This is a genomic window from Halarcobacter ebronensis (genome assembly GCF_013201825.1).
GTDB lineage: Bacteria > Campylobacterota > Campylobacteria > Campylobacterales > Arcobacteraceae > Halarcobacter > Halarcobacter ebronensis.
This window is the reverse complement of the sequence record NZ_CP053836.1, coordinates 2,167,492-2,191,634: the sequence shown is the minus strand read 5'-3', so window position 1 is coordinate 2,191,634 and position 24,143 is coordinate 2,167,492. Positions and strand designations below refer to the sequence as shown.

Below are 24,143 nucleotides of genomic sequence, written 5' to 3'. Positions count from 1 at the left end.
TACATATTTTTTGGAGAATATAAATGAAGATTTTAGAAGGTAAATTAAGATTAAAAGGTGACGAAAAAGTTGCTATTATAAATGGAAGATTTAATCATATAATAACAGATAGATTGGTTGAAGGTGCAAAAGATGCTTTTATAAGACATGGTGGTGATGAAAAAAATTTAGATTTGATTTTAGTACCAGGAGCATTTGAAATTCCATTTGCTTTAGAAAAAGCGTTAGCATCAGGAAAATATGATGCAGTTTGTTGTGTTGGTGCAGTTATTAGAGGTGCAACTCCTCATTTTGATTATATTTCAGCAGAAGCAACAAAAGGAATAGCAACAGTTACATTAAAATATGGAAAACCTGTATCAAATGGGGTTTTAACAACAGATACTATTGAACAAGCAATTGAGAGAGCTGGAAGCAAAGTTGGAAACAAAGGTGCAGAGGCAATGGTTACAATTATTGAGATGTTAGATTTATATAGTGAATTAGGAAAATAATTTGGCAACAAGAACACAAGCAAGAGAGTCTGTAATTGGTCTGCTTTATGCCTATGATTTAGGAAATGAAGGTATAGCAAAATTTGTAGATGAAATTTTAGAAGAAAAAAAGATTAGAAACAAACAAAAAGAGTTTGCTTTAGAGCTTTTTAACGGTGTTGTTGAAAATATTGAAGCTATTGATGAAGAGTTAATAAGCCATTTAACTCAAGGTGGAATAAATGACACAGGAAGTGTTGAAAAATCTATTCTAAGACTTGCAATTTTTGAAATTATGTTCAAAGGTTTGGATAAAGCTATTGTTATAAATGAAGCTATTGAGTTAGCAAAAAAACTAGCTTCAGATTCTGCTCCTAAGTTTATAAATGGATTACTTGATAAAGTAAGTAAAAAGGCTTAGTTGTGAAACTTTGTGTGTCTTTGGATTTGCCTAGTGCAGTAGAAAATTTAGCATTAGTTGAACAGATAAAAGATTTTGATGTTTGGTTAAAAGTTGGACTTAGAAGTTATACTAGAGATGGAAAAAATTTTTTAGAAGATTTAAAAGCTATAAATCCAAGTTTTAAACTCTTTTTGGATTTAAAGCTTTATGATATTCCAAATACAATGGCTGATGCAGCTCAAGAGATAGCTCAATTTGGGCTTGTAGATATGTTTAATGTTCATGCAAGTTCGGGAAAAAGAGCTATGCAAACAGTTATGCAAAGAATAGAAAATATTCCAAATAAACCTTTGGTTTTAGCTGTAACTGCACTTACTTCTTTTGATAATGATGAGTTTAAAGCAGTTTATAATGAAGATATTAAAACAAAAGCAACAAAACTTGCCATTGATACCTTTGAATCGGGTGTTGATGGTGTTGTTTGTTCTGCTTTTGAAAGTTTAGATATAAAAAATAGTACTTCAAATGAATTTATAACTTTATGTCCAGGGATAAGACCTTTTGGTGAAGATTCAGGAGATCAAAAAAGAGTTGCAGATATTCCCTTTTCAAAAGAGAATCAAGTTGATTTTATAGTTGTTGGAAGACCAATTTATAAAGCACAAAATCCTAAAGAGGTAGTAAAAAAGATTTTAGATAATATCTAATCTCTTTTATCTCTTTATTGTATTATCTCTCCCACCTTTTTTTGCTTCATACATTAGTGTATCAACCCTTTTAAATATTGTTTTGTAAGTATCATTTTTATTCAATGTTGTACATCCAATACTAACTGTAATATTCATATTTATATTGTCAATAGTAATCTCATTTACCAATTTTCTAATTCTTTCAGCAAGAATGTAAGCCTCATCTAAATTGGTATTTGCCAAAGAGATTAAAAACTCTTCTCCTCCTATCCTTCCTACAATATCACAACTTCTTATTAGGTATCTAAAAAGATTAGATATTTTAACTAAAACTTCGTCTCCAATATCATGTCCATAAGAGTCATTAAACTTTTTGAAATGATCAATATCTATTAAAAGAAAAGAGAGAGGTTGTTTATATCTTCTACTTATTTCAATCTGTTTGTTTATTGCACTCTCTATGGCTCTTCTATTAAGTAGATTTGTCAATGAATCAGTATTTGCTAAATGTTGTAGTTTTAAAGACAATATTCTTAAATAGATTAGAATAATTAAAATAGAGATTAGAAGAAAAAGAATAAGAATCTTTCCAATGCTGTTTAAAAAAGCATTTTTAAATAGTTCAAAGTTATCAATAATATGAACTAATGATAATTGGTTTTCTAAGATTTGGTATTTTATGAAATCTTTGTTAGACGTATCTAATGTGCTATTTAAAAAGTTTTTATTTTTTGAAGCAATAACTCTATTTTTGTCATTTATAATATAAGTCTCTCCTTTCAAATTTAAAGCAGATATAAAGTCATTAAAAGTATTCAATTCAATATCAATACCTACTGCACCTTTAATTCTGTTTTTATTTTTAATAGGAATCATCAAAGTAATAATGTATCCATCTGCTAAACGGTCTTTTATTAAATCTGTTAAAATAAAATTATTATTAGTTTGCATCTTTTCAATTGATTTTTTCCACTCTTTACATTCATACAATTTTTTTAATGTTTTGCTATTTTGAAAAGTAAAATCTGGATAGATAAAAACAAATTCATTTAGGGATTTATAATAGACCCTTTTTAAATCAAAGATAACATCTTTTGCTGCAAGAAAAATAGGTTTTAGATATAAAGAACTATTTATTTCGTTTATACTCTCTTGTTTAAAAGTTTTGGGATTTCCAATTCCACATAAACTAGATTCCCCTTCTATACCTTTTATATTAGTAATAGTATAGATATCTTTTTCTTTGTTGTATTGTAGATTTATATATGAAGGATGAGAACAATTACATTCAAGTTTTAGTTTATCTTCAATGGTATATTTCATTGAATACAAAAATGATTCTGAAATTGTAAAGTACTCTTTTAGATATTCAACATTTCTGTAAGTGTTGTAATATGAGTTTTTTTTAAATTCATAAACTTCATTTTTGTAGATAAGGTAAGAAGAAAATATAAATAATAAAATTAAAAACCCTACAATGTAAGGAGACGATTTCTTTAATTTTTGATCCATAAAGTATCCTTCCTATATGAATTATATACCCTTGAAACTTAAAAATATAATTATGATTTGTATTTGTGAAAAAAATAAAAAATCTAGGCTAAAGTTAAGATATATTTAAGAACAATAAAAGTAAAATTACATCCCTAAAAGAAGGACAAGTGGGTGAGTTGGCTGAAACCACATCCCTGCTAAGGATGCGTACTGGCAACGGTACCGAGGGTTCGAATCCCTCCTTGTCCGCCACTAATCATCGGATTAGTTGTGTGGGTCATTAGCTCAGCTGGTTAGAGCACTCGGCTCATAACCGAGTGGTCGAAGGTTCGAGTCCTTCATGACCCACCATTTTAGGTTTTTTAGAATTTGAGTTTACCTCAAATTTTATATATGCGGGAGTAGCTCAGTTGGCTAGAGCTTCTGCCTTCCAAGCAGATTGTCGCGAGTTCGAGTCTCGTCTCCCGCTCCATTTTAAAAGCCCTATGAAAGAGAATTTTATTTTTTTTCATAGGGCTTTTTTTATTCTATCCTCCACATCTAAATATAATAAATAACTAATAATTTTCATTTATAAAGAAATAAAAAGATAATATAATAAATAACTAATTATAAGGTTTAAAATGAAAAAAGTTTTAGGTTTAGATATTGGTACAAATAGTATAGGTTTTTCCTTAAATGAAATAGAAATAAAAAATGAACAAACAGTTTTTAATGAGTTAACTTCAAATAGTATTATTTTTAGTGAATATATTAAAGCAGAAGATAGAAGAAAATTCAGAAGTGGTCGAAGAAGAAATGAAAGAAATAGTAGAAGAAAACAAATAGTTAGAAAACTTCTTTGTGATTTTAATTTTGCTGATAAATTAATTGTTTCTCAACCAATAAAATACTTCAATAAACTATCACAAAAACAAAATCCATATATATTAAGAGAAGTAGCAGTAAATGGCAAAAGTCTTTCAAAAGATGAGTTTACCTTTGCTCTTTATACAATTATTTCAAGAAGAGGTTATTCAAATCAATTTAAAACAGAAGAATCAAAAGATGATGGTGCTATAACAGAACCAATTAAAAAAAATAAAACAATTTATTTAGAAAACAAATTAACTATACCATCTTTAGTTTTACTAAACAAAAAAACAGAACTTGAAAAAGATGGATTTATAAATGTAGCAATTAGAAATAAAAAAGATGATTATACCAACTCAATAGGTAGAGAATTTTGGGAAGAAGAGTTAGAAAAGTTATTACATAGCCAAAAAAACAATATTGAGCTTTTTGAAAACAGTGAAAAATATGAAACTTTTAAAAACAAGCTTTTATATGGAGTAAATGAAAACTCTTTAGGACAATTTGAACAAAGACCTTTAAAAAGCATGGAAGATATGGTGGGATATTGTAGTTTTTATAATATTTATCATCAAAATCCACAAAAAAGAGTTGCTAAATCACATATTTCAAGTATAGAATTTACACTTAGACAAAGAATTGAAAACTCAAAAGAACTGATTTTTAATGATAAAACAGGAGAAATATTTACACCGTCAAAAGAAGAGATAGAAAATACAATAGAACTTTGGCTAAAAAAACCACCGACACAAACAATTAATACAAAAAATGTATTTGATAAAGCAGGACTTAAAAATATAAAAATAAAAACAACAGATAAACAAGATGACACTATCTTAGATATAAAACTGCATACTCAACTTTTAGAAATATTTAAAACTGCAAACATAGATATCTTTGAAAAACACAGAGATTTATATACAAAAATTTTAGAAAAAATCCATTATTTTGTAAATAAAGACCAAATAGTAAAAGAGATAAAAAAAGTTGATATTCAAAATATTTTAAGTGATGAAACCATTGACAGATTATCAAAAGTTGATAAAGGGACTAAAGAAGCTTATTCATCATTTTCACTTCTTTTTATAGATGAAATTTTACAAAAATTAAGAGATGGGAAAACCTATCAAGACAGTTTAACCCAACTTGGATATTTTAGAAAATATTTGGATATAACACCTTATGATTATCTTCCTCCATTAAATCCCTCAAAAGATGATATAAAATGGCTTGAAAAAAATATAAAAAATTTTAAAGTAGAACATCTGTTTTATCAACCTCTAGTTTCTCCAAATGTAAAAAGAGTTATCTCAATTCTTAGAAGACTTATAAATGATTTGATAAAAAAATATGGAAAAATTGACCAAATTATTATAGAAACAGCAAGGGAATTAAACTCAAAAACAGAAGAAGATAATATAAAAGAATCTCAAGCAAATAGTAGAAAAGAGATAAAAGAGGCTGAAAAATTACTAGAAGCCAATAAATATGAAGTTACAAATAAAAATATTGAACGAGCAAGACTATTTACTGAACAAAAAGCAAGATGTCTTTATAGTGGAGATCCAATGACTTTGGAAGAGGCTTTAGATGAAACCGTAAGTGAAGTTGAACATTTTATTCCACGAAGCAAGATTTGGATAAATTCATATAAAAATAAAATCTTGGTTTTTAAAAAATACAATCAAAATAAAAGTGATACACACCCAATAACTTATCTAAAATCAAAAAATGCTTGGGAAGATTTTCAGCATAGAGTAAATGAAAATTTATTAAATAAGAGTAAAATCAATTGGTTAACAAATGAAGATAATATAAACAATATTTGGAACAATGAGAAGCTTGAAGATAGATTTTTAAATGACACAAGAAGTGCTACAAAAATCATAGCAAACTATTTAGAGCATTATCTCTATCCAAAGCAAAATGAGCATGGAAAAGGTGAAACAAACGATAAATTAATAAGAGTAACAGGGAAAGCCATAAGTGAACTCAAACGACTTTGGGGAATAAATAAAGTTCAACCTAAAAATGAAAATGATAAAAAAGACAGAACTACAAACTATCATCATACTATAGATGCTATTGTTATTTCACTTTTAAACTCTTCAGCAAAAAAAGCATTAAATGACTTTTTTAAACAAAATGAAAACGGCTTTAAAACAAAAGCTATTTTAGAAAATCTAAGTGCAAGATTTCCTAAAACTAAAGAGGGTATCTCTTTGGTTGATTTTGTAAAAGAAAAAGTTACAAAATATGAAAATGATGAGTTATACATTTGCCCTATAATGAAAAAAAGAGATAATATCGTGGGATTTAAAGATGGGAATATTAAGCTTTATTGGGATGAAGAGAAAGAAATATTTTGCCAAATTGATAAAAAAAATATAGATAAAAATCTACTTTTTGACCAAAATGGAAAAGATGTAAATGATAGTGAAGTGAAAAAAAGAGTAGAAGATTTAATAAAATCTTTAGATTTACCAAAACAAAATAATATAAAAAATGCAATAGAAAACTATAAAGAGATATTGCTTCAAACTAGAACAAAAATCAAAGATTTAGAAGAACAAATAAAAGAGTTAAAAGGCAATTTACCCAATAAAAAAGATTATATTGAAACTCCTGAAACTATTGATATTAAAGAAAAAATGAAACTTTTAACCGATGAAAAACAAATTCAAATAGATATACAAAATCAACCTTGTTTTTTCCTAACGAACAAAGGACAAAAACAAATCATTAGAAATATTAAAATCAAAACAAAAGAGGCTTCAAAAGTTGACAGTATAATTATTACAGATAAAACTCAAACTTCCAGAGTTAAAAGGCTTACAAAAGATATTTATGATGAGTTAAAATCAACTCAAACTCCTTTTGTAGCAAAACTCAATGATACAACTTTAAACGTGGATCTATATAATACTGTAAAAGGTCAAGTAATAGGATTGAACTATTTTTCATCTATTAAAAATAATATAGAACCTAAAATATATGAAACAAAGATTTCTTTAATAAAAAATTATGAAGATAAAATCACTATTTCTAAAGGAGATTTGTTAGAAATAGAAAACCTTAAAGATAATACAAAAAAATATTATGTATTTAATGGAGGTGGAAAAATATCAGCTGGTAATAATAAATTGGTTTTAAAATCAATTAATACAAAAAATGAATTTCAAATAACTTTAAATAAAGATACAATTGCAAAAAAAGTGTTTATAAATTATCAAGGAGATATTTCCTATGAAGAGTTTAAGAAATAATATTATAAAATTTTTCCATATCAAATGGGGATTTGATAGTCTGATTAAAACAAGGGACGATTTAGTCCCGCAAAAATTTTATAAACCTTTTTTTAAAGGTTTATAAAATGTCTCTTCAAAAATTATATATCAAAAACAAATCATATCTAAGTTACAAACACAATCTTATATCCGTAAAAATTGATGACTATGAAACGACTGTTTGCTTTGATGATATTGATACCATAATCATAGAAAATCAACAAAGCACTATAACCTCTGCTCTTCTGTCCCAACTTTCTAAAGCTGATATCAATGTAATCTTTTGTGATGAGAAGTTTATGCCAAGTTCTATTCTACAAGGTATCAATAAAAACAGTCGTACAACCAAAATACAAAAAGCTCAAATAGAGGTATCTAAACCAAAGTTAAATCAGATTTGGAAAAATATAATTATACATAAAGTGAATAATCAATCTAAAGTTTTGAAAAAACTTCATAAAAACAGTGATTATTTGGATTCTTTAATTTCTCGAATAACATCAAATGATAAAGAAAATATAGAAGCTACAGCTGCTGCATACTATTTTAAAGAACTCTTTGGAAAAGAGTTTTCAAGAAATGATCCTGAAAATATAAATAATGCCATTTTAAATTTTGGTTATGCCATTTTTAGAAGTTCCATTTGTAGGTATCTTGTAGCTTATGGTTTAAATCCAGCTTTTGGTATACATCACAGCAGTGAGCTTAATGCTTTTAATCTTGCAGATGATTTGATAGAGCCTTTTCGCCCTATTGTAGATGATTATGTGGTAAGAAATATAAAAAAAGAGATGGAATTAAATAGTAAAATCAAAATTGATTTATTGAAGCTTTTGGATAAAACAGTTATTTATGATAGTAAAAATGTAACAGTTTCTAATTGTATGAAAGCTATTGTAGCAAATTATCAGTCAATTTGTTTATTAAAATGTGAAGAGTTAACTCTTTTTGAATTATGACTAATATAGAAGAAATAAGCAGGTACAGAAAAATGGTTTTATTTACAATGTTTGATATGCCCACAAATACAAAAAAAGATATAAAAAAATATACAAAATTTCGTAAAAAACTTTTGGAAATGGGATTTATTATGTTCCAGTATTCTATTTATATAAGATTTTGTAGAAGTTTAGTTATAGCACAAAAATATGAGAAAAAAATAGAACTGGCAGCACCAGTTGGTGGTTCTATAAGAGTAGTAAAAATTACAGAAGCACAATATAAAAATATGCTAGTAATTGAGAATTATCGAGAAAAACCAGAAAAAAAATTACTAAAACAAACACAAGCAGTGCTTGTTTTTTAGTAATAAAAATGCCATAAAAGCCTAAAATAAATGGTTTTAAGCTACTCTATTATATCAAATGGGGATTTGAGAGTAGATTAAAACTGCCTCAATAGTTGATCTACTCTCAAAAGCATTATATCAAATGGGGATTTGAGAGTAGATTAAAACCAACATTTTATACCCTATTTCTGTATAAGTATTATATCAAATGGGGATTTGAGAGTAGATTAAAACTGTAAGGCGTAATAAGTGGATGATAGCAAAATTATATCAAATGGGGATTTGAGAGTAGATTAAAACATAGCTTCTATCTCACTTTTTGGAGAGGATATTATATCAAATGGGGATTTGAGAGTAGATTAAAACTGTAACATTGAATTACTCCTTTTATATAATATTATATCAAATGGGGATTTGAGAGTAGATTAAAACTTAGTTCTTTGATTAATTGTTTGAGACAAAATTATATCAAATGGGGATTTGAGAGTAGATTAAAACAACAATAGTATCTTTTAATGCAGATGAAAAATTATATCAAATGGGGATTTGAGAGTAGATTAAAACTGGGTGGTGGACTTTATGCACAGACAACATATTATATCAAATGGGGATTTGAGAGTAGATTAAAACCTGGTTGAGTATCTACTCCTGCAGTTAAAATTATATCAAATGGGGATTTGAGAGTAGATTAAAACAGTTTTTAGTTAAATATGTAAGTCTTGCACATTATATCAAATGGGGATTTGAGAGTAGATTAAAACTTATATGCTATCTTCTTAGCGTGTCCATAAATTATATCAAATGGGGATTTGAGAGTAGATTAAAACTATCAATTTTTACAGATGGAAGTAAAACTCATTATATCAAATGGGGATTTGAGAGTAGATTAAAACCTCTCCTTTATTTATTAGCTTTTCCATTCTATTATATCAAATGGGGATTTGAGAGTAGATTAAAACCATTGACCCCAGAACAAGAAGCAGCAAAACATTATATCAAATGGGGATTTGAGAGTAGATTAAAACCACACAACACCCCTATCCAACCATTATAATATTATATCAAATGGGGATTTGAGAGTAGATTAAAACCAGTATATGTTTCTTTACTTACTCCACTAAATTATATCAAATGGGGATTTGAGAGTAGATTAAAACCATTATTTATATAAGGAGATTATTATGGATATTATATCAAATGGGGATTTGAGAGTAGATTAAAACTATGTTGTATGCTTCCTAAATAATCGAAATATTATATCAAATGGGGATTTGAGAGTAGATTAAAACCGGTATTTTATCCTTTATTTTCAATCTGCAATTATATCAAATGGGGATTTGAGAGTAGATTAAAACAATATCAAATAAGTAGGGTATAGATTTAATATTATATCAAATGGGGATTTGAGAGTAGATTAAAACATAGCTTTTTTGCATTAGCGATTAAATCTCATTATATCAAATGGGGATTTGAGAGTAGATTAAAACACTGCAATAACTTCACCTGTAAGTCCTGAAATTATATCAAATGGGGATTTGAGAGTAGATTAAAACAGAAGAAATTTTTTTAGCTTCATCATAAAGATTATATCAAATGGGGATTTGAGAGTAGATTAAAACATGGTATTAATTGGACCTCAAGAACTAGTATTATATCAAATGGGGATTTGAGAGTAGATTAAAACACTTGCTTTTGCAAGTTGTTTAGCCATCTCATTATATCAAATGGGGATTTGAGAGTAGATTAAAACCATTGTGCATTATAACTTACATAAGTACTATTATATCAAATGGGGATTTGAGAGTAGATTAAAACGATGAGATAGGATTAATGGCTTGTGATGAAATTATATCAAATGGGGATTTGAGAGTAGATTAAAACGTTAATTGCTTAACCGTTCCTGGCAAAAACATTATATCAAATGGGGATTTGAGAGTAGATTAAAACAGAGGTGTACCGGAAAATGAAATTGCATTTATTATATCAAATGGGGATTTGAGAGTAGATTAAAACCGGCTATGTCTTGCCATGTTTGAGATTTTAATTATATCAAATGGGGATTTGAGAGTAGATTAAAACATAGTTTCAGGACTTCCACCGATATAAAAATTATATCAAATGGGGATTTGAGAGTAGATTAAAACCGCTCTAAACTTAATCTCTCTCATTTCTAATTATATCAAATGGGGATTTGAGAGTAGATTAAAACCCCTTGTAACAGTTATCTATTTCATAGGCTATTATATCAAATGGGGATTTGAGAGTAGATTAAAACCATACCAAGTTTTAGTCTCTGCTAACCACTATTATATCAAATGGGGATTTGAGAGTAGATTAAAACTCGAGCCCTAGTATAAAAGATGAAGTAACATTATATCAAATGGGGATTTGAGAGTAGATTAAAACGCTTAATTCCTTCTTTCCTCCCTCGATAAGATTATATCAAATGGGGATTTGAGAGTAGATTAAAACATAACTCTAGTATCCAAGTAAAGCCTAATAATTATATCAAATGGGGATTTGAGAGTAGATTAAAACCTCCAAATCAATTGAAAATTAGGCACTCCCATTATATCAAATGGGGATTTGAGAGTAGATTAAAACATACTGTTTTTAACTAAAGCATTACCATTTATTATATCAAATGGGGATTTGAGAGTAGATTAAAACAATATAAAATTCGACCAGCTTTTTAAATTATTATATCAAATGGGGATTTGAGAGTAGATTAAAACCAGACTATAAAAACATAGCTGATGCAATAGATTATATCAAATGGGGATTTGAGAGTAGATTAAAACAATACTGAAATAGCACAACAAGACTATTTTATTATATCAAATGGGGATTTGAGAGTAGATTAAAACTTACTTTGCTAGGTATTATCTCAAACTGACATTATATCAAATGGGGATTTGAGAGTAGATTAAAACCCACACTTTACACAAAATGGATTTTTACTTATTATATCAAATGGGGATTTGAGAGTAGATTAAAACTTTATTTATTGTTATCCTATTTATTAAATTAAATTAAATTTAATTAATCCATAAAATTATTTTGAATAAAATAATAATAATATGCATGATATTAATTAATTAAATAGTTATTCTCCTTTGAATAGCTATTAAAGGAATTAATATGTTCAAAAATATAAGTATAAAGATGAAGTTGATAGCATCTTTTTCAATGGTTTCAATATTTGTTGCATTCTTATCTATTTATAGTGTGAGTGGGATTGATGAATCTTCTGATGGTTTTAAAAACTATAGAGCAATGGCAAAGGATAGTTTATTAGCAAGTAGTGTTCAATCAAATATGTTGATGTTAAGAATGAATGTTAAGGATTTTTTAAATACCTCTTCTGATGTAGATATAAAAGAGTTTAATGATTATTATAAAAAGATAAGCGAATTAACAAAAGTTGCTTTAAAAGAGATTGAAAATCCAAAAAGAGCCCCTTTAGTAAAACAGATAGATGAAAACCTAATAAAGTATAAAGAAGATTTTGAAAAGCTTATTAAATTAACTAGAAGCCAAGATAAGTTAGTTTTATCTGTTTTAACAAGCACTGGAAAAAAGATAGAAGTATTATTAAATTCAATAATGGTAACTGCTGATATTGATGGAAAAAATGAAGTTGCAATTGAAACAGCATTTGCAATAAGAGCAATTATCTCAAGTAGATTAAGTGCAATGGAGTATAAAAACTCAAAAAATAGTGAAGATTTAAAAAAAGCAAATAAAGATTTAGATGATTTGTTTGAGCAACTTATTGAAATTAGAGATATAGTTACAAATGTATCAAGAAAAAATAAGCTTTTAGAAGCTATAAAATTAGTTGAAGAATACAAAAAAGGTCTAAAAGATTTAGAAACTATATTTTTGCAAAGAGATAAAACTATTGATAAGACCTCTTCTTTAGGGGAAAATATTGCTCAAATGACTGAAGATATTAAAGTATCAATAAAAGAAGAGCAAGATAATATTGGTCCAAGAGTTGCAAAATTGAATAGCAATCTTATGGAAGCCTCTTTAACTGTATCAATAATAATTATTTTATGTGTAATCTTTTTTGCAATTGTTATACCTATTAATATTGCAAAATCAATAAAAAGATTAAATGATGGTATTTTAAATCTTCTTCATAGTAATGATGTTAGATCACGAGTAGAAGTTCTTTCTAAAGATGAATTGGGTGAAGTATCAACAAACTTTAACAAATATTTACAAGCTATTGAAGATGGTTTAAAACAAGATTCTTTGGTAATAGATGATGTTAAAAGAGTTGTAAATGAAGTGAAAAATGGAATTCTCTCTAAAAAAGTTGAACTTGATACTAAAAATGAGTCATTAAAAGAGTTAAAGGATATTTTTAATCAAATGTTAGAACTTTTAGGTAACAGAATTGCTCCTAATATGAATGAAATTAAATTTGCATTGGAAAAATACCAAGAGTTGGATTTTACTCATAGACTTCCTAAAATTGGTGGTGAAACTTTAAATGGATTAAACTCTTTATCTGAAATCATAAACGAGATGCTAGTAGAGAATAAATCAATAGGATTAACACTGCAAGAGAGTGCAGATATACTATTGGAGAATGTAGAATCATTAAGTAACTCAACAAATGAAGCAGCAGCATCTTTAGAAGAGACAGCAGCAGCCTTAGAACAAATTACAGGGAATATTACACAAAATACAGAAAATGTTGTAAGAATGTCAAAATATGCAGAAGAGTTAAATAGATCAGCAAATAGTGGAGAGAAACTAGCTTCTGAAACAACAACAGCAATGGATGAGATTAATAATCAAGTTGAAGCAATAAATGAAGCAATTACTATTATTGATCAAATAGCTTTCCAAACAAATATTCTTTCACTTAATGCAGCAGTTGAAGCAGCAACAGCAGGAGAAGCAGGGAAAGGATTTGCAGTTGTTGCCCAAGAGGTAAGAAACCTAGCTTCAAGATCTGCAGAAGCAGCAAATGAGATTAAAGCCTTAGTTGAAAATGCTACTACTAAAGCAAATGATGGTAAAAGTATTGCAGATAAGATGATACATGGATATCAAGATCTAAATGAGAATATTATAAAAACAATTCAAATTATAAAAGATATAGAGATGTCATCAAAAGAGCAACAAGCAGGAATTGAACAGATAAATGATGCAGTAACTGAGCTTGACCAACAAACCCAAGAGAATGCTAGTGTTGCAACCCATACCCAAGAGGTTGCTGTTCAAACCCAACACATTGCTTTAGCTATTGTTAGAAATGCAGATGAAAAAAGGTTTATAGGTAAAGATAGTATAAAAGCCAAAACTATAAATACAAGTAGCAAAAAAGTAGAACCAATAAAAAAAGAGAAATCTAAAGAGGAATCAAAAAGCAAAGTAGAACTTAAAGATAAAAATACCACTAAAAAAAATGAACCTAAAAGTGGTGAGGTAGTAGCATCAAATATTAAAGAGGATGATGAGTGGGAGAGTTTTTAAAATATAGTTAATTTTTATACAGTTTTGGTTCTTTAAGACTATATTTCTTTGCTATTATTTTATATAGCATACATGTCAATACTTTTGATTAGAAAAAGGGGAGATTCAGCTTTCTTCTATCTCCTCTTTTTTATCCCATTGAGCACAAACTTTGTCCCGTTTTTAGAAAAAATGCAGTTACAGTATCCATAGTTTGAATATGATTAACAAGCCATTTTGGTGTAAATTCACAAACATACTCTTTTAAATATTTTATATCTTCATCTGCTTGCCATTTTTCAAAAACATCACTCATGCTTTTTAGTGCATTTTCATGCTCCTCTTTATGTATCATATAAACAGGAAAACCTTTTTTTAGCATCTCTTCCTCTTCACCTTTGAAATGAAGTATTGTATGATTACACCACTGCATATATTTGGCATTTATTTTATATCTATTATCTTTGTTTGGAGTTTTTTCATAATCTAAAATTAATTCATAAAGTTCATTTAACAAAGCAACATCTTCAAAGTGAACTTCATTCATAAATTCCATAGCAACTAATGGTAAATTTTGTTGATTAATTAGCATAAAAATATCCTTTTAAATTTCTAAATTGAATTATATCCATTAAAATAAATAAAATTATTGATTGTAATCAATATCATAAAATGGGAGTTTTTAAAATTTATTTGAATACAATTATGGAAAAAGTTAAAAGAGAAAAAATGAAAAAATCCAAATATATGGTTGTAATTTTAATCACATCTTTATTAATTATACTTTCAGTTACAGTTTCAACTATTAATTATATTGTATCTCTAAATAATGCGCAAAATCAACTAAAAAATCAAGCCTTACCTCTGTCATTAGATAACATTTATTCAGATATTCAAAAAAGTATTATTCAACCATACTTAGTCTCATCTTTAATGGCTAATGATACCTTTGTTCAAGATTGGCTTGTTAATGATGAAGGAAACAGTGACAAAATCACAAAATATTTAGAAACAATAAAAAATAAATATGATATGTTTAATGCTTTTTTAGTCTCTGATAAAACAAAAAATTACTATACACAAGATGGTTTTGTGGAAAAAATAATAGATACAAAAGATGATAACAAATGGTATTTCAAATTTAAAAGAATAGAGAATAAACATGAAATTAATTTGGACATGAATGCAATGTTATCAAACAACCTAATGATGTTTATAAATTATAAAATTTTTGACAGTAACTACCATTTTTTAGGAGCAACAGGAGTTGCTTTAAAGATTTCATATATTGATGATTTACTTAAATCTTTTAGAATTAAACATAAATTTATTGTTACTTTTTTTAATAACAAAGGTGCGGTGATTTTATCTGAAAGACAGATAAATAGTAGAACAAATATTGATGAATATGAAGAATTGGTAAAAAATAAAGAGATAATATTATCAAAAAAGACAAATGTTTTAGAGTATTCAAGAGATGGAGCTACTTATATTATAAATACAAAATATATTCCTGAACTAGATCTTTATTTAACAGTTGAGGCTAAACTGGATGATTTTGTTGGTGATGTACGTCAAATATTCTATTTTAACTTGCTTATTTCAATCTCTATAACTATAATAATCTCTTTTTTAGTTGCATATATTATAAAAAACTATAGTAGAAAACTAGAGTATTTATCTCAATATGATACCCTTACAAAAATTCCAAATAGAAGAGATTTTGAAGAGAAATTAAATAATCATATTTTTCTTCAAAAAAGAAGAGCAAATGAGATTGGTTTGATTTTCTTTGATGTGGATAATTTCAAACTTATTAATGATAGATTGGGACATCAAACAGGTGACTTGGTTTTAAGAAGAGTTGCAAATATATTAAAAAATAGTGTTAGAAAAAGTGATTTGATTGCAAGATGGGGTGGAGAAGAGTTTATTATAGCTTTGATTGATTCTTCAGTAGATGATTGCATGAAGTTAGCAGAAAAAATAAGAGCAGAACTTGAACATGATTATGAACTAAAAGATATCTGTTCATATAGTGTTACAGCAAGTTTTGGATTAACAATGGTGACAGAAGAGGATACTAAAGATAGAGTTTTATCAAGAGTTGATGAAGCTATGTACAAATCAAAAGATGAAGGAAAAAATAAAATTACTTTTTTAATTTAATTTCTACCATATTTTATTTATTATACAATTATTTATTATGAGGCTTTGTTACTAATAATAATCTGTAAAATAAGATGATGGTGCAAAATGGAAAACTTGTCTAGTTTAAAAGTAACATACTCAATTGTGTTTTTATCTCTTATCTCTTGGGCATTTTTTGCCTATTTTACGATGAATCAAATAATCACTACTCAAGAGATTTATGCAAAACTTATAAATATAAGTGGTAAACAAAGAATGCTCTCCCAAAAGACTACCCTTATTGCAAAACGAGTTTTTGAGACAAAAGATAAGAAATTACTATCTCATTTGGAAGAATTGATTTTATTAATGAAAGATGAACATCAGTTTTTATTAAATAATCTTAATACTCAAAATATGAAAGATGTCTATTTTACAGATGAAAAAGATCTTGACAAAGAGGTTCGAGGATATTTTGAGCTTTTAGATAACTATTTAAATAACAATAATGATGCAAATATAATATCCCAAATAGAAAACTACTCCTACACTTTGTTACCAAAGCTTGATTATGCGGTAAATAAATTTGAGAGGGAGAGTGAAAAATATACCAATGAATTAAAAAATAGAGAACTTTTTATTCTTTTAGGTACATTATTTACAATTTTTTTAGAAGCTATTTTAATAGTTATTCCCTCAATAATTAAAATAAAAAATACCGAAATGAAACTAAAAGAGTTAAATGAGAGTTTAGAAGAAAAATTATTTGAACAAAAAGAGATGATATTAAAAGAGCAAGAGGAGATAAAACAAAAAGAGAAGGTATTTTACGAACAATCAAAGTTAATATCTATGGGTGAGATGATTGGTAATATTGCACACCAATGGAGACAACCTTTAAGTGTAATCACCACAATTGCAAGTGGAATAAATCTAAAATTAGATTACGGGGATAAAATAGAAGAAAATGATTTAAGAAATTTTACCCATAATGTTCATGAACAGGCTAATTATCTCTCAAAAACAATTGATGATTTTAGAAATTTTATAAAAGGTGATCAAAACTATAAAAAAACAAAAATCTCAGATGTTATTAAAAATACAATAAATCTTGTAAATGCCTCTTTGAAATCTAGTAATATTACTTTGGAAACTAAAATTGAAGATGATATTACAATTTTTGGAAATGAGAATGAGATACAACAAGCTTTGATTAATATAATTAAAAATGCCAAAGATAGTTTGGTTTTGCTTAATGAAAGAGAGAATTCAAGAGTAATTTTTATAGAGACAAAAAAAATAAATAGAAATGAGTTGGAATTAACTATTTTGGATAATGGTGGAGGGGTTAATGAAGATATTATGGATAGGATTTTTGAACCATACTTTACAACAAAATATCCCTCTATTGGAACTGGAATTGGATTATCAATGGTAGATAAAATCATAAGAGAGCGTCATAAAGGTTTAGTTGAAGTAAAAAATAGAGAGTTTACTTATAAAGAGAAAGATTACAAAGGTGCTTGTTTTATAATAACTTTTTACAAAAGAATTATGCCTCTACCAACTCTTCCATAGGTTTACCATGATAAAAACCTTGAGCATAATCAATATCTAACTCTTTTAATAACTCATCCAACTCTTTAGAGCTTACAAATTCAGCTATTACTTTTATATTAGATTTTTTAGCAAAACTTACAATTGATTTAACAAGGGTTTGGGTTTTCTCATCCTCAAGAATATGTTTTATAATTGAACCATCTATTTTTATATAATCAGCTTGAAGTTTAATAAGATAATCATAATTTGAATAACCGCTTCCAAAGTCATCAATAGCAATTTTGCATCCTCTATCTTTAAATCTTTTTAGAAGAGTGGCAATTGAAGTACTGTCTTCAATCTCTTCTGATTCTACAATCTCTAATACCATTTTAGAAAAAACCTCTTTTTGTTCTGCAAAATCATAAAGATAAGACATTAGCTCTTCATTCATCAAATCTTCAACACTTAAATTTATAGAGAACTCTTTATCTATTAAAGAGAATTTACTAATAACTTTTTCAACCATTTTATAGGTAAGTTCAGGATAGAGTCTTGTTTTTTTAGCGATACTCAAATACTCATTTGGATAGATAATTTTTCCATTTTCAACCAATCTCATAAGCGCTTCATACTTTTCAATTTTTCCTGTTTTATAGTTATATATTGGCTGATAATGGGCAATAATTCTATTTTCTGCAAGTGCTAAATGAAGTCTTTCAACCCAAAGTAAGTTATTTCTAAAGCCTTCAATGCTTTTCATAGAGTTATCATACTCTTTGATTCTTACTTTTTTCTTCTTTGCTTCACTTAAAGCAACTTCTGCATAAGTAAATAGGTTATTATTACTTGCAGCTACTCCACAAGTATAAGTCAAAATAAAATTTTTATCTTCAATTTTGTATGGCTTTTTCCCAACAGTGTCCATAAACTTTTCAATTTTTTGTATAAACTTTTTGTTATCATTATCTATTAGATGAATTGCAAAGATATCTGCTTGTACTCTATATATTTTATATTTGTTATAAGAAAAAAAGTCAAAGAGTCTATTTGAAAGCTCTTTTATAACCATATCTCCTACATTTTGATTAAAGCTATCATTTACCTCTTTAAATCTGTCAATATTTATCAGTGCTAATAGGGCATTTTCATTTCTTGCTAAATGACTAATAAGGCTAACTCTATTTCTAAGTCCAGTAAGTGGGTCATTTCTAAAAAGGTCATTTAGTTTTGTTTTATTTTCAATTAATTCTGTTACATCAATAGAAGACGAAATATATTCTATTATTTGGTCATTTGAGTCTTTTATTGGCACTATTGTTGTTTTATTATAATATGTGGCACCATCTTTTGTGAGATTTTTTATGATACCTTTCCATATTTTCCCTCTTGATATGATTTCCCATAACTCTTTAAAGAGTCTTTTTGGATTTTCAGGGTGTTTAATCACACTATAACTTTTGCCAAGGATGTTACTTTTATCATAACCACTAACTTTTTCAAAATTATCATTTACATAAGTAATAATACCTTTTGTATCAGATTTTGAAACTACAGAGGTCTCATCCAATATTAGTTTATATTGCTTAAGCATATTATAGTTTTCAATTCTTTCATCTTCAATATTTTTTATATTGTGGTGAACATAAATACCAATAATTATACTTATAATTGTAAGAATAGCTAGGATTGTTAAAGTATTTACTACATAGATATTAATTAATCTTTTAAGTTGTTTTTTCTCATTAGAAAGTAGAGATTTTAACTCTCCTAAATAAAACCCTGAACCAACAATTATATTCCAATCTTTTATTAATCTATAATATGAAGTTTTTTCATCTAATTCACCATTTTTATCAACTCTTTTCCATTTGTATGTAATATATCCAGAACCATTCTCCAGTGCTTTTTTTGAAATTTCAGAAACAAAATTATAACTTTCGGTATATTCTTTGAAAAAATCAAAATCTTTGCCAATAAGTTCTGGGGACTGTGGATGCATAACTACTTTTGCTTCAGTATTTTGTACCCAAAAGTAGCCATAATCTGATTCTCCAAACCTATCTTTTTTAAGCTCATTTATATAAACATCAATTAATTTTTTATCCATCTCCTTTTTATATACACCAGCTGCAATAAAAATTTTTAATCTCTGATATTTTTTTATATACACATATTTTTTGAAGAGTTGATTGTTATTTATATTTGGCATTTGCCATTTATAACTTCCATAATTTTCATCTTTTTTTAGAGTTTCAGATAAAAAAGAGTCTAATTCAGGATTATTTTTAGCAATCTTAAATATATTTTTTGAAAGAAGTGTTTCATTATATCCATGATATAAAACTTTTCCTTTATCGTTAAAAATATAGATATATCCAGTGTCGTTATCCCATTTATATAAATCAAGCTCTTTTTTATAGCTTTTTACAAACTCTTCCGCTGTTTTGGTATTTATATATTTGTTATCTAAAACTTTTTGAACAAAGTCAATCTTTTCTTCTAATTTATTTTTATTGTTTTCATATTCAAGATCTTTTAATATTTCTGCTCTTTGAATTGATCTTTCAACTTCATTTTTGATTAGGATTTTATTTTTTTCAATATATCTTTTCTCAAAATCGTCCATACGGCTGTTATAAAAGTCATCTACAAACTTAAAAATAAAAAAAGCAGTTACAATTGAAAAAACTAGGATTGTACAAATAAGATTTAAAAAATTTATTTTAGAGAGAGAAAATTTCATACATATACCTTGTTTCTTCTAAACGAATTGTGATTTTCAATTATATAAGGAAAATTAATTAAAATCAAGGTAAATAAATTATTTTTTTAAATAAGAGGGGGAACCCCTCTTATTTTATTCCTCTTGCACCGATGTTTCCATATCTGTGGTATGAGTGAGATATTGATTGTTCTATAAAGTAATTAAGAAGTTCAACTCTTCCCTCCATCATAGGTTTTGCTCTTATAATGAAAGTTAAAGTTTTAGCAGCTTTTTCAAAAACTTCAGCAGGTACTTTTGTTATATCTGAGTAAATAACTTTTTCATAATGTGGAATTGATTGCATAAACTCTTTAGTATTTTCAACAGCAAAGGCATCTCTAGGTCCAAAAAGTTCATTTTTATGAGTTGTTAAAAAATTTTCTACTCTTTTATTGTTATCAATAGATACTCTAAAGTGTACTTTTGACACTTTTGCTGCAAGAATTCTTGAGATAACTTCAAAAAGTGAATCATCATTTGATACTCTTATTAGAGCATTTTTTATAGGAAGATATTTAAAAATATTGTCTTCACCTCTTACTTTACAATAATCTCTCTCTTTAGAAAACTCATTTTCATAGCTCTCTAGATATGATTGAAGTGCAGCTTGTAGTTTTATTTTATCATCTTTATCAAGGTTATTATCTTTTAGATTTTCAATAAATCTAGTTAAGTCATTATTATATTTTTTAGAAGCTTTAGGTTCTGAAATTTCAGTAAAGTTCATAAACTGTGTTACATAGTTTAAGCTTCCTGCTTTTCTTCCTGAACCAATTGCTGATTTAGCCATCCCACCAAATGGTTGTCTAAGTACAATTGCTCCTGTTGTTCCTCTATTAATATATAGATTTCCAGCTTTTACATTAGATCTCCAATAATTAACTTCTCTTTCATCTAATGATTCAATTCCAGAAGTTAGACCATAACCAGTTGCATTTACAATTTTAACAGCATGTTCTAAATCTTTGGCTTTCATTACTGCTAACACTGGACCAAAAAGCTCATTCATGTGCATAAAGCTTCCCTCTTTTACACCCCATTTGATTGCAGGTTTTAACATGTATTCATTGTTTTGAGCATAAGATGGCTCCAATAACCACTCTTCACCATCTTCTAAAGTGCTAATAGCTTTTTGAAGTTTACCTGAAACTTTGTTTGCTAAAGTTCCTACTCTATTTTTTAAATCCCAAACAGAACCTACACTCATAGATTTAGCTGTGTCAAGAAGTGCCTTTTTGAAGTTTTCGTCATTATAAACCTCTTCTTCAAGAATTAAAAGTGAAGTAGCAGAACATTTTTGCCCTGAGTTAGAAAAAGCACTATGACAAACATTTTTAATAGCTTGTTCTCTATCTGCCATACTTGTTACAATAGTTGCATCTTTCCCACCAGTCTCTGCTGTTAAAAATAGATTTGCTCTAGTATTTAGCATAGTTGCAGCTGTATCTTCACCACCTGTTAAGATTACAAAATCAACATCTTCATTTTTAATTAGATGTTCTCCTGCTAAACTTCCTGAACAAGGTACAAATTGAAGAGTATTTTTAGATATTCCTGCATCCCAAAAACATTTGCACATCTCATAAGCAGTAAGTGCAGCTGCTGAAGCTGGTTTTATAATTGCAGTATTTCCAGAAGCTAAAGTTGCAACGACCCCACCCATTGGAATAGCAACAGGGAAGTTCCAAGGTGGGATAACTACTCCAACACCTTTACCACTAAATTGGAGGTTTTTATATTTTTCAAAGTAGTGTGTTGAGTATGGATAGAACTCTAAAAAGTCAATTGCTTCAGATACTTCAACATCAGTCTCAATAAAAACTTTTCCAACTTCTGCTGCAGCAATTCCTATTAAATCATCTCTTCTTTCTCTAACTATTTTAGCAACCTCTTTTAATGCTTTATGTCTTTGTTCATGGCTTAAAGCTCTCCATCCATCAAGATCTGCTTTTGCAACTTCAACTGCTTTTTGTAAATCTTGTGCATTTGCTGTTGCAAATTTACCTGCAAGGATATTTTCTTCAAGTTGTGATTTATCAATAGCTTCAACAATTACTCTATCTGTGATATCTTCACCTGCAACTACTACAGGTACAATTTTATGTTCTGTATCTTTTGTAAATTGCCATTTTTTTACAATGTTTCTTGCCCACTCTTGGTTTTGAGGAAGAACGAAATCTGTATCAGCTTCATTATGGAACTCTTTTGTATCATAAGAACTTTTGTCAAAATTTGACCAATCTTCTGTAAGCCTATTTTGTTGTCTTTTTGCCCCAACAAAAGAAGTTTTTTCATTTTCAAAAGATTTTAGGAAAAGCTCTTTTTGCATTTGCCAATCTTTTGAACCAACTTTAAGACCAAATGAGTATCTAATAAAGTTATCTTCCCCTGTATTTTCATCAAGTCTTCTAACTAAATATGCAATAGCATTTGTAAACTGCTCTTTTGCTGCTGTTGGTGCATATAAAATTACCTCTTTTGATATCTCTTTAATTGCAAGTCTTGCAGCTTCACTCATCCCTTCTAACATCTCAATAGTATGGTATTGTGAAGTTTCATTTACTTTTGCAAGTTCAGTAGCAAAAGCTTGTTCAAATAGGTTGTGTGAAGCAGTTCCCACATGCATATAGGGAGCATTTTCTGGAAGTAGGGCATATTTAATCATTCTTTTGTAGTTTGAGTCTGTATCACTTTTATCTGTATAAGTTACCATTTCCCAATGTTTTTGAGAAGCTTCAGTCTCTTCCATCTCCATATTAGCACCTTTTACAAGTCTAAATTTAATAGGTGCACCACCATTTTCTACTCTTTCTTTAGCCCACTCTCTTAAATCTTTTTGCCAATTGTATGAGTCTGGAAGATAAGCTTGAAGAACAATTCCTGCGTAGAAATCTTTGAACTCCTCTTTCTCTAATGTTTTTTTGAATACTGCAACAGTAATAGCTAAATCTCTATACTCTTCCATATCAAGATTTATAAATTTGTTTGATTTTGTTCCATCTGGTGCGATATAAGGATATTTTTTTGCTTGAGCGTAGATTTTACTTAATTTGTCAACTAAAACATTAACAGTATTGTCAAAATTTAGTGCATTTATTTGTGAATAGATTGTTGAAATTTTAATTGAAATGTAGTCAATATTTGGATTAGATAGGGCATCTAAATATTTTTCAATTCTCTCACTAGCCTCTTCTTCTCCAAGAACTACTTCACCAATAAGGTTAATATTAACCCTTGTTCCTTCTTTTTTTCTCATAACTAGGTGTTTATTAAAAATCTCTTTTTCACCTTTTATTACAACTGTTTTAGTATCTTCTCTAATTTGACTTATAAACATAGGAACAGAAAGGTTTGGTAAAAATTTACCTACATTTTGGAATAACCATAAAAGCATTCTATCTTTTGTTGTAAAGAAGTGTGCCATTCCATGTTTTTCTAATAAAAAGCAGATTTGATCAGCCACTCTAGCATTTGAATCACATCTAAAACATTGATCCATTAATTCTATTAAAAGAGCTTTATCCTTTGGATGCTCTAACATTTTGTTCATTTTTACATAAAATTCTCTATCAAAATCGCTTACAAGTTCTGTTGCTCTATTTTGCCATTTTTCTGCTAATTGTATTGCAGATTGAATAATAGTTTCTTCATTTTTCATACACTGTCCTTAAAATTTATTGAGGTTTAATAAAATTTTAAGTAGCCTAAAGCGCACGCTTTCAAATGTGCTTTAGAGGGGAACACCG

The 24,143-nt window shown here is 27.8% G+C and carries 13 protein-coding genes, 3 tRNA genes and 1 CRISPR repeat array; of the genes, 12 read left to right on the top strand and 4 right to left on the bottom strand.

Annotated features, from left to right (window positions below; translation table 11 throughout):
* The first annotated feature begins 23 nt into the window (after positions 1–23).
* From ribH to pyrF, 3 genes are read left to right on the top strand one after another with little or no spacing between them, the layout of a single operon-like run.
* On the top strand, positions 24–494 hold the full coding sequence (gene ribH / locus AEBR_RS10855) for a 6,7-dimethyl-8-ribityllumazine synthase (RefSeq protein WP_129088272.1): 471 nt from the start codon (positions 24–26) through the stop codon (positions 492–494).
* A 1-nt stretch (position 495) separates the two neighbouring features.
* Positions 496–894 (top strand): transcription antitermination factor NusB, encoded by a 399-nt coding sequence (gene nusB, locus AEBR_RS10850; RefSeq protein ID WP_129088271.1) that lies wholly within the window; start codon positions 496–498, stop codon positions 892–894.
* Positions 895–896: 2 nt separating this feature from the next.
* Complete coding sequence (gene pyrF, locus AEBR_RS10845) at positions 897–1,583, top strand: orotidine-5'-phosphate decarboxylase (RefSeq protein WP_129088270.1); 687 nt, start codon at positions 897–899, stop codon at positions 1,581–1,583.
* 6 nt (positions 1,584–1,589) lie between these two features.
* Here pyrF and AEBR_RS10840 read toward each other — a convergent pair whose 3' ends face one another.
* Positions 1,590–3,077: a sensor domain-containing diguanylate cyclase gene (locus AEBR_RS10840; protein ID WP_129088269.1), complete on the bottom strand. Its 1,488-nt coding sequence runs from the start codon at positions 3,075–3,077 to the stop codon at positions 1,590–1,592.
* Positions 3,078–3,220: 143 nt separating this feature from the next.
* Between AEBR_RS10840 and AEBR_RS10835 the strand changes: the two genes are divergently transcribed.
* The 7 genes from AEBR_RS10835 to AEBR_RS10805 all read left to right on the top strand — a co-directional run bounded on the left by AEBR_RS10835 (position 3,221) and on the right by AEBR_RS10805 (position 13,982).
* Positions 3,221–3,311: transfer RNA gene (locus tag AEBR_RS10835), tRNA-Ser, on the top strand.
* 22 nt (positions 3,312–3,333) lie between these two features.
* Positions 3,334–3,410, top strand: a tRNA-Ile gene (locus AEBR_RS10830).
* A gap of 44 nt (positions 3,411–3,454) precedes the next feature.
* Positions 3,455–3,531, top strand: a tRNA-Gly gene (locus AEBR_RS10825).
* A gap of 151 nt (positions 3,532–3,682) precedes the next feature.
* On the top strand, positions 3,683–7,177 hold the full coding sequence (gene cas9 / locus AEBR_RS10820; protein WP_129088268.1) for a type II CRISPR RNA-guided endonuclease Cas9: 3,495 nt from the start codon (positions 3,683–3,685) through the stop codon (positions 7,175–7,177).
* A gap of 107 nt (positions 7,178–7,284) precedes the next feature.
* Positions 7,285–8,157, top strand: a complete 873-nt coding sequence (gene cas1 / locus AEBR_RS10815; protein WP_129088267.1) for a type II CRISPR-associated endonuclease Cas1 — start codon at positions 7,285–7,287, stop codon at positions 8,155–8,157.
* Positions 8,158–8,189: 32 nt separating this feature from the next.
* A complete protein-coding gene (gene cas2 / locus AEBR_RS10810; RefSeq protein ID WP_164969530.1) occupies positions 8,190–8,504 on the top strand; it encodes a CRISPR-associated endonuclease Cas2 in 315 nt (104 codons plus the stop codon).
* Between the two features lie 48 nt (positions 8,505–8,552).
* A CRISPR array of direct repeats spans positions 8,553–11,485; the repeat unit is 36 nt; unit sequence ATTATATCAAATGGGGATTTGAGAGTAGATTAAAAC.
* Positions 11,486–11,627: 142 nt separating this feature from the next.
* On the top strand, positions 11,628–13,982 hold the full coding sequence (locus AEBR_RS10805) for a HAMP domain-containing methyl-accepting chemotaxis protein (protein ID WP_172658898.1): 2,355 nt from the start codon (positions 11,628–11,630) through the stop codon (positions 13,980–13,982).
* Positions 13,983–14,112: 130 nt separating this feature from the next.
* Here the strand turns inward: AEBR_RS10805 and AEBR_RS10800 are convergent, their stop codons facing one another.
* On the bottom strand, positions 14,113–14,553 hold the full coding sequence (locus tag AEBR_RS10800; protein WP_129086248.1) for a bacteriohemerythrin: 441 nt from the start codon (positions 14,551–14,553) through the stop codon (positions 14,113–14,115).
* Between the two features lie 137 nt (positions 14,554–14,690).
* Between AEBR_RS10800 and AEBR_RS10795 the strand changes: the two genes are divergently transcribed.
* Both AEBR_RS10795 and AEBR_RS10790 read left to right on the top strand, forming a co-directional pair.
* Complete coding sequence (locus AEBR_RS10795) at positions 14,691–16,130, top strand: sensor domain-containing diguanylate cyclase (protein ID WP_129086249.1); 1,440 nt, start codon at positions 14,691–14,693, stop codon at positions 16,128–16,130.
* An 87-nt stretch (positions 16,131–16,217) separates the two neighbouring features.
* Positions 16,218–17,669 carry an ATP-binding protein gene (locus tag AEBR_RS10790; protein WP_129086250.1) on the top strand — a complete coding sequence of 484 codons (1,452 nt, stop codon included), beginning with the start codon at positions 16,218–16,220 and terminating at the stop codon, positions 17,667–17,669.
* Here AEBR_RS10790 and AEBR_RS10785 read toward each other — a convergent pair.
* Together AEBR_RS10785 and AEBR_RS10780 are read right to left on the bottom strand one after the other, a co-directional pair.
* Entirely contained in the window at positions 17,644–20,376 is a 2,733-nt protein-coding gene (locus AEBR_RS10785; RefSeq protein ID WP_129086251.1) for an EAL domain-containing protein, read from the bottom strand. The genes AEBR_RS10790 and AEBR_RS10785 overlap by 26 nt on opposite strands.
* Positions 20,377–20,485: 109 nt before the next feature.
* Positions 20,486–24,055, bottom strand: coding sequence for a proline dehydrogenase family protein (locus tag AEBR_RS10780; protein WP_129086252.1), 3,570 nt, complete (start codon positions 24,053–24,055; stop codon positions 20,486–20,488).
* Between the last annotated feature and the right edge of the window lie 88 nt (positions 24,056–24,143).

Coding starts and splice junctions, on each gene's coding strand:
- ribH (WP_129088272.1), top strand. CDS start 24: ATGAAGATTTTAGAAGGTAAATTAAGATTAAAAGGTGACGAAAAAGTT.
- AEBR_RS10840 (WP_129088269.1), bottom strand. CDS start 3,077: ATGGATCAAAAATTAAAGAAATCGTCTCCTTACATTGTAGGGTTTTTA.
- cas9 (WP_129088268.1), top strand. CDS start 3,683: ATGAAAAAAGTTTTAGGTTTAGATATTGGTACAAATAGTATAGGTTTT.
- cas1 (WP_129088267.1), top strand. CDS start 7,285: ATGTCTCTTCAAAAATTATATATCAAAAACAAATCATATCTAAGTTAC.
- cas2 (WP_164969530.1), top strand. CDS start 8,190: ATGGTTTTATTTACAATGTTTGATATGCCCACAAATACAAAAAAAGAT.
- AEBR_RS10805 (WP_172658898.1), top strand. CDS start 11,628: ATGTTCAAAAATATAAGTATAAAGATGAAGTTGATAGCATCTTTTTCA.
- AEBR_RS10800 (WP_129086248.1), bottom strand. CDS start 14,553: ATGCTAATTAATCAACAAAATTTACCATTAGTTGCTATGGAATTTATG.
- AEBR_RS10795 (WP_129086249.1), top strand. CDS start 14,691: ATGAAAAAATCCAAATATATGGTTGTAATTTTAATCACATCTTTATTA.
- AEBR_RS10790 (WP_129086250.1), top strand. CDS start 16,218: ATGGAAAACTTGTCTAGTTTAAAAGTAACATACTCAATTGTGTTTTTA.
- AEBR_RS10785 (WP_129086251.1), bottom strand. CDS start 20,376: ATGAAATTTTCTCTCTCTAAAATAAATTTTTTAAATCTTATTTGTACA.
- AEBR_RS10780 (WP_129086252.1), bottom strand. CDS start 24,055: ATGAAAAATGAAGAAACTATTATTCAATCTGCAATACAATTAGCAGAA.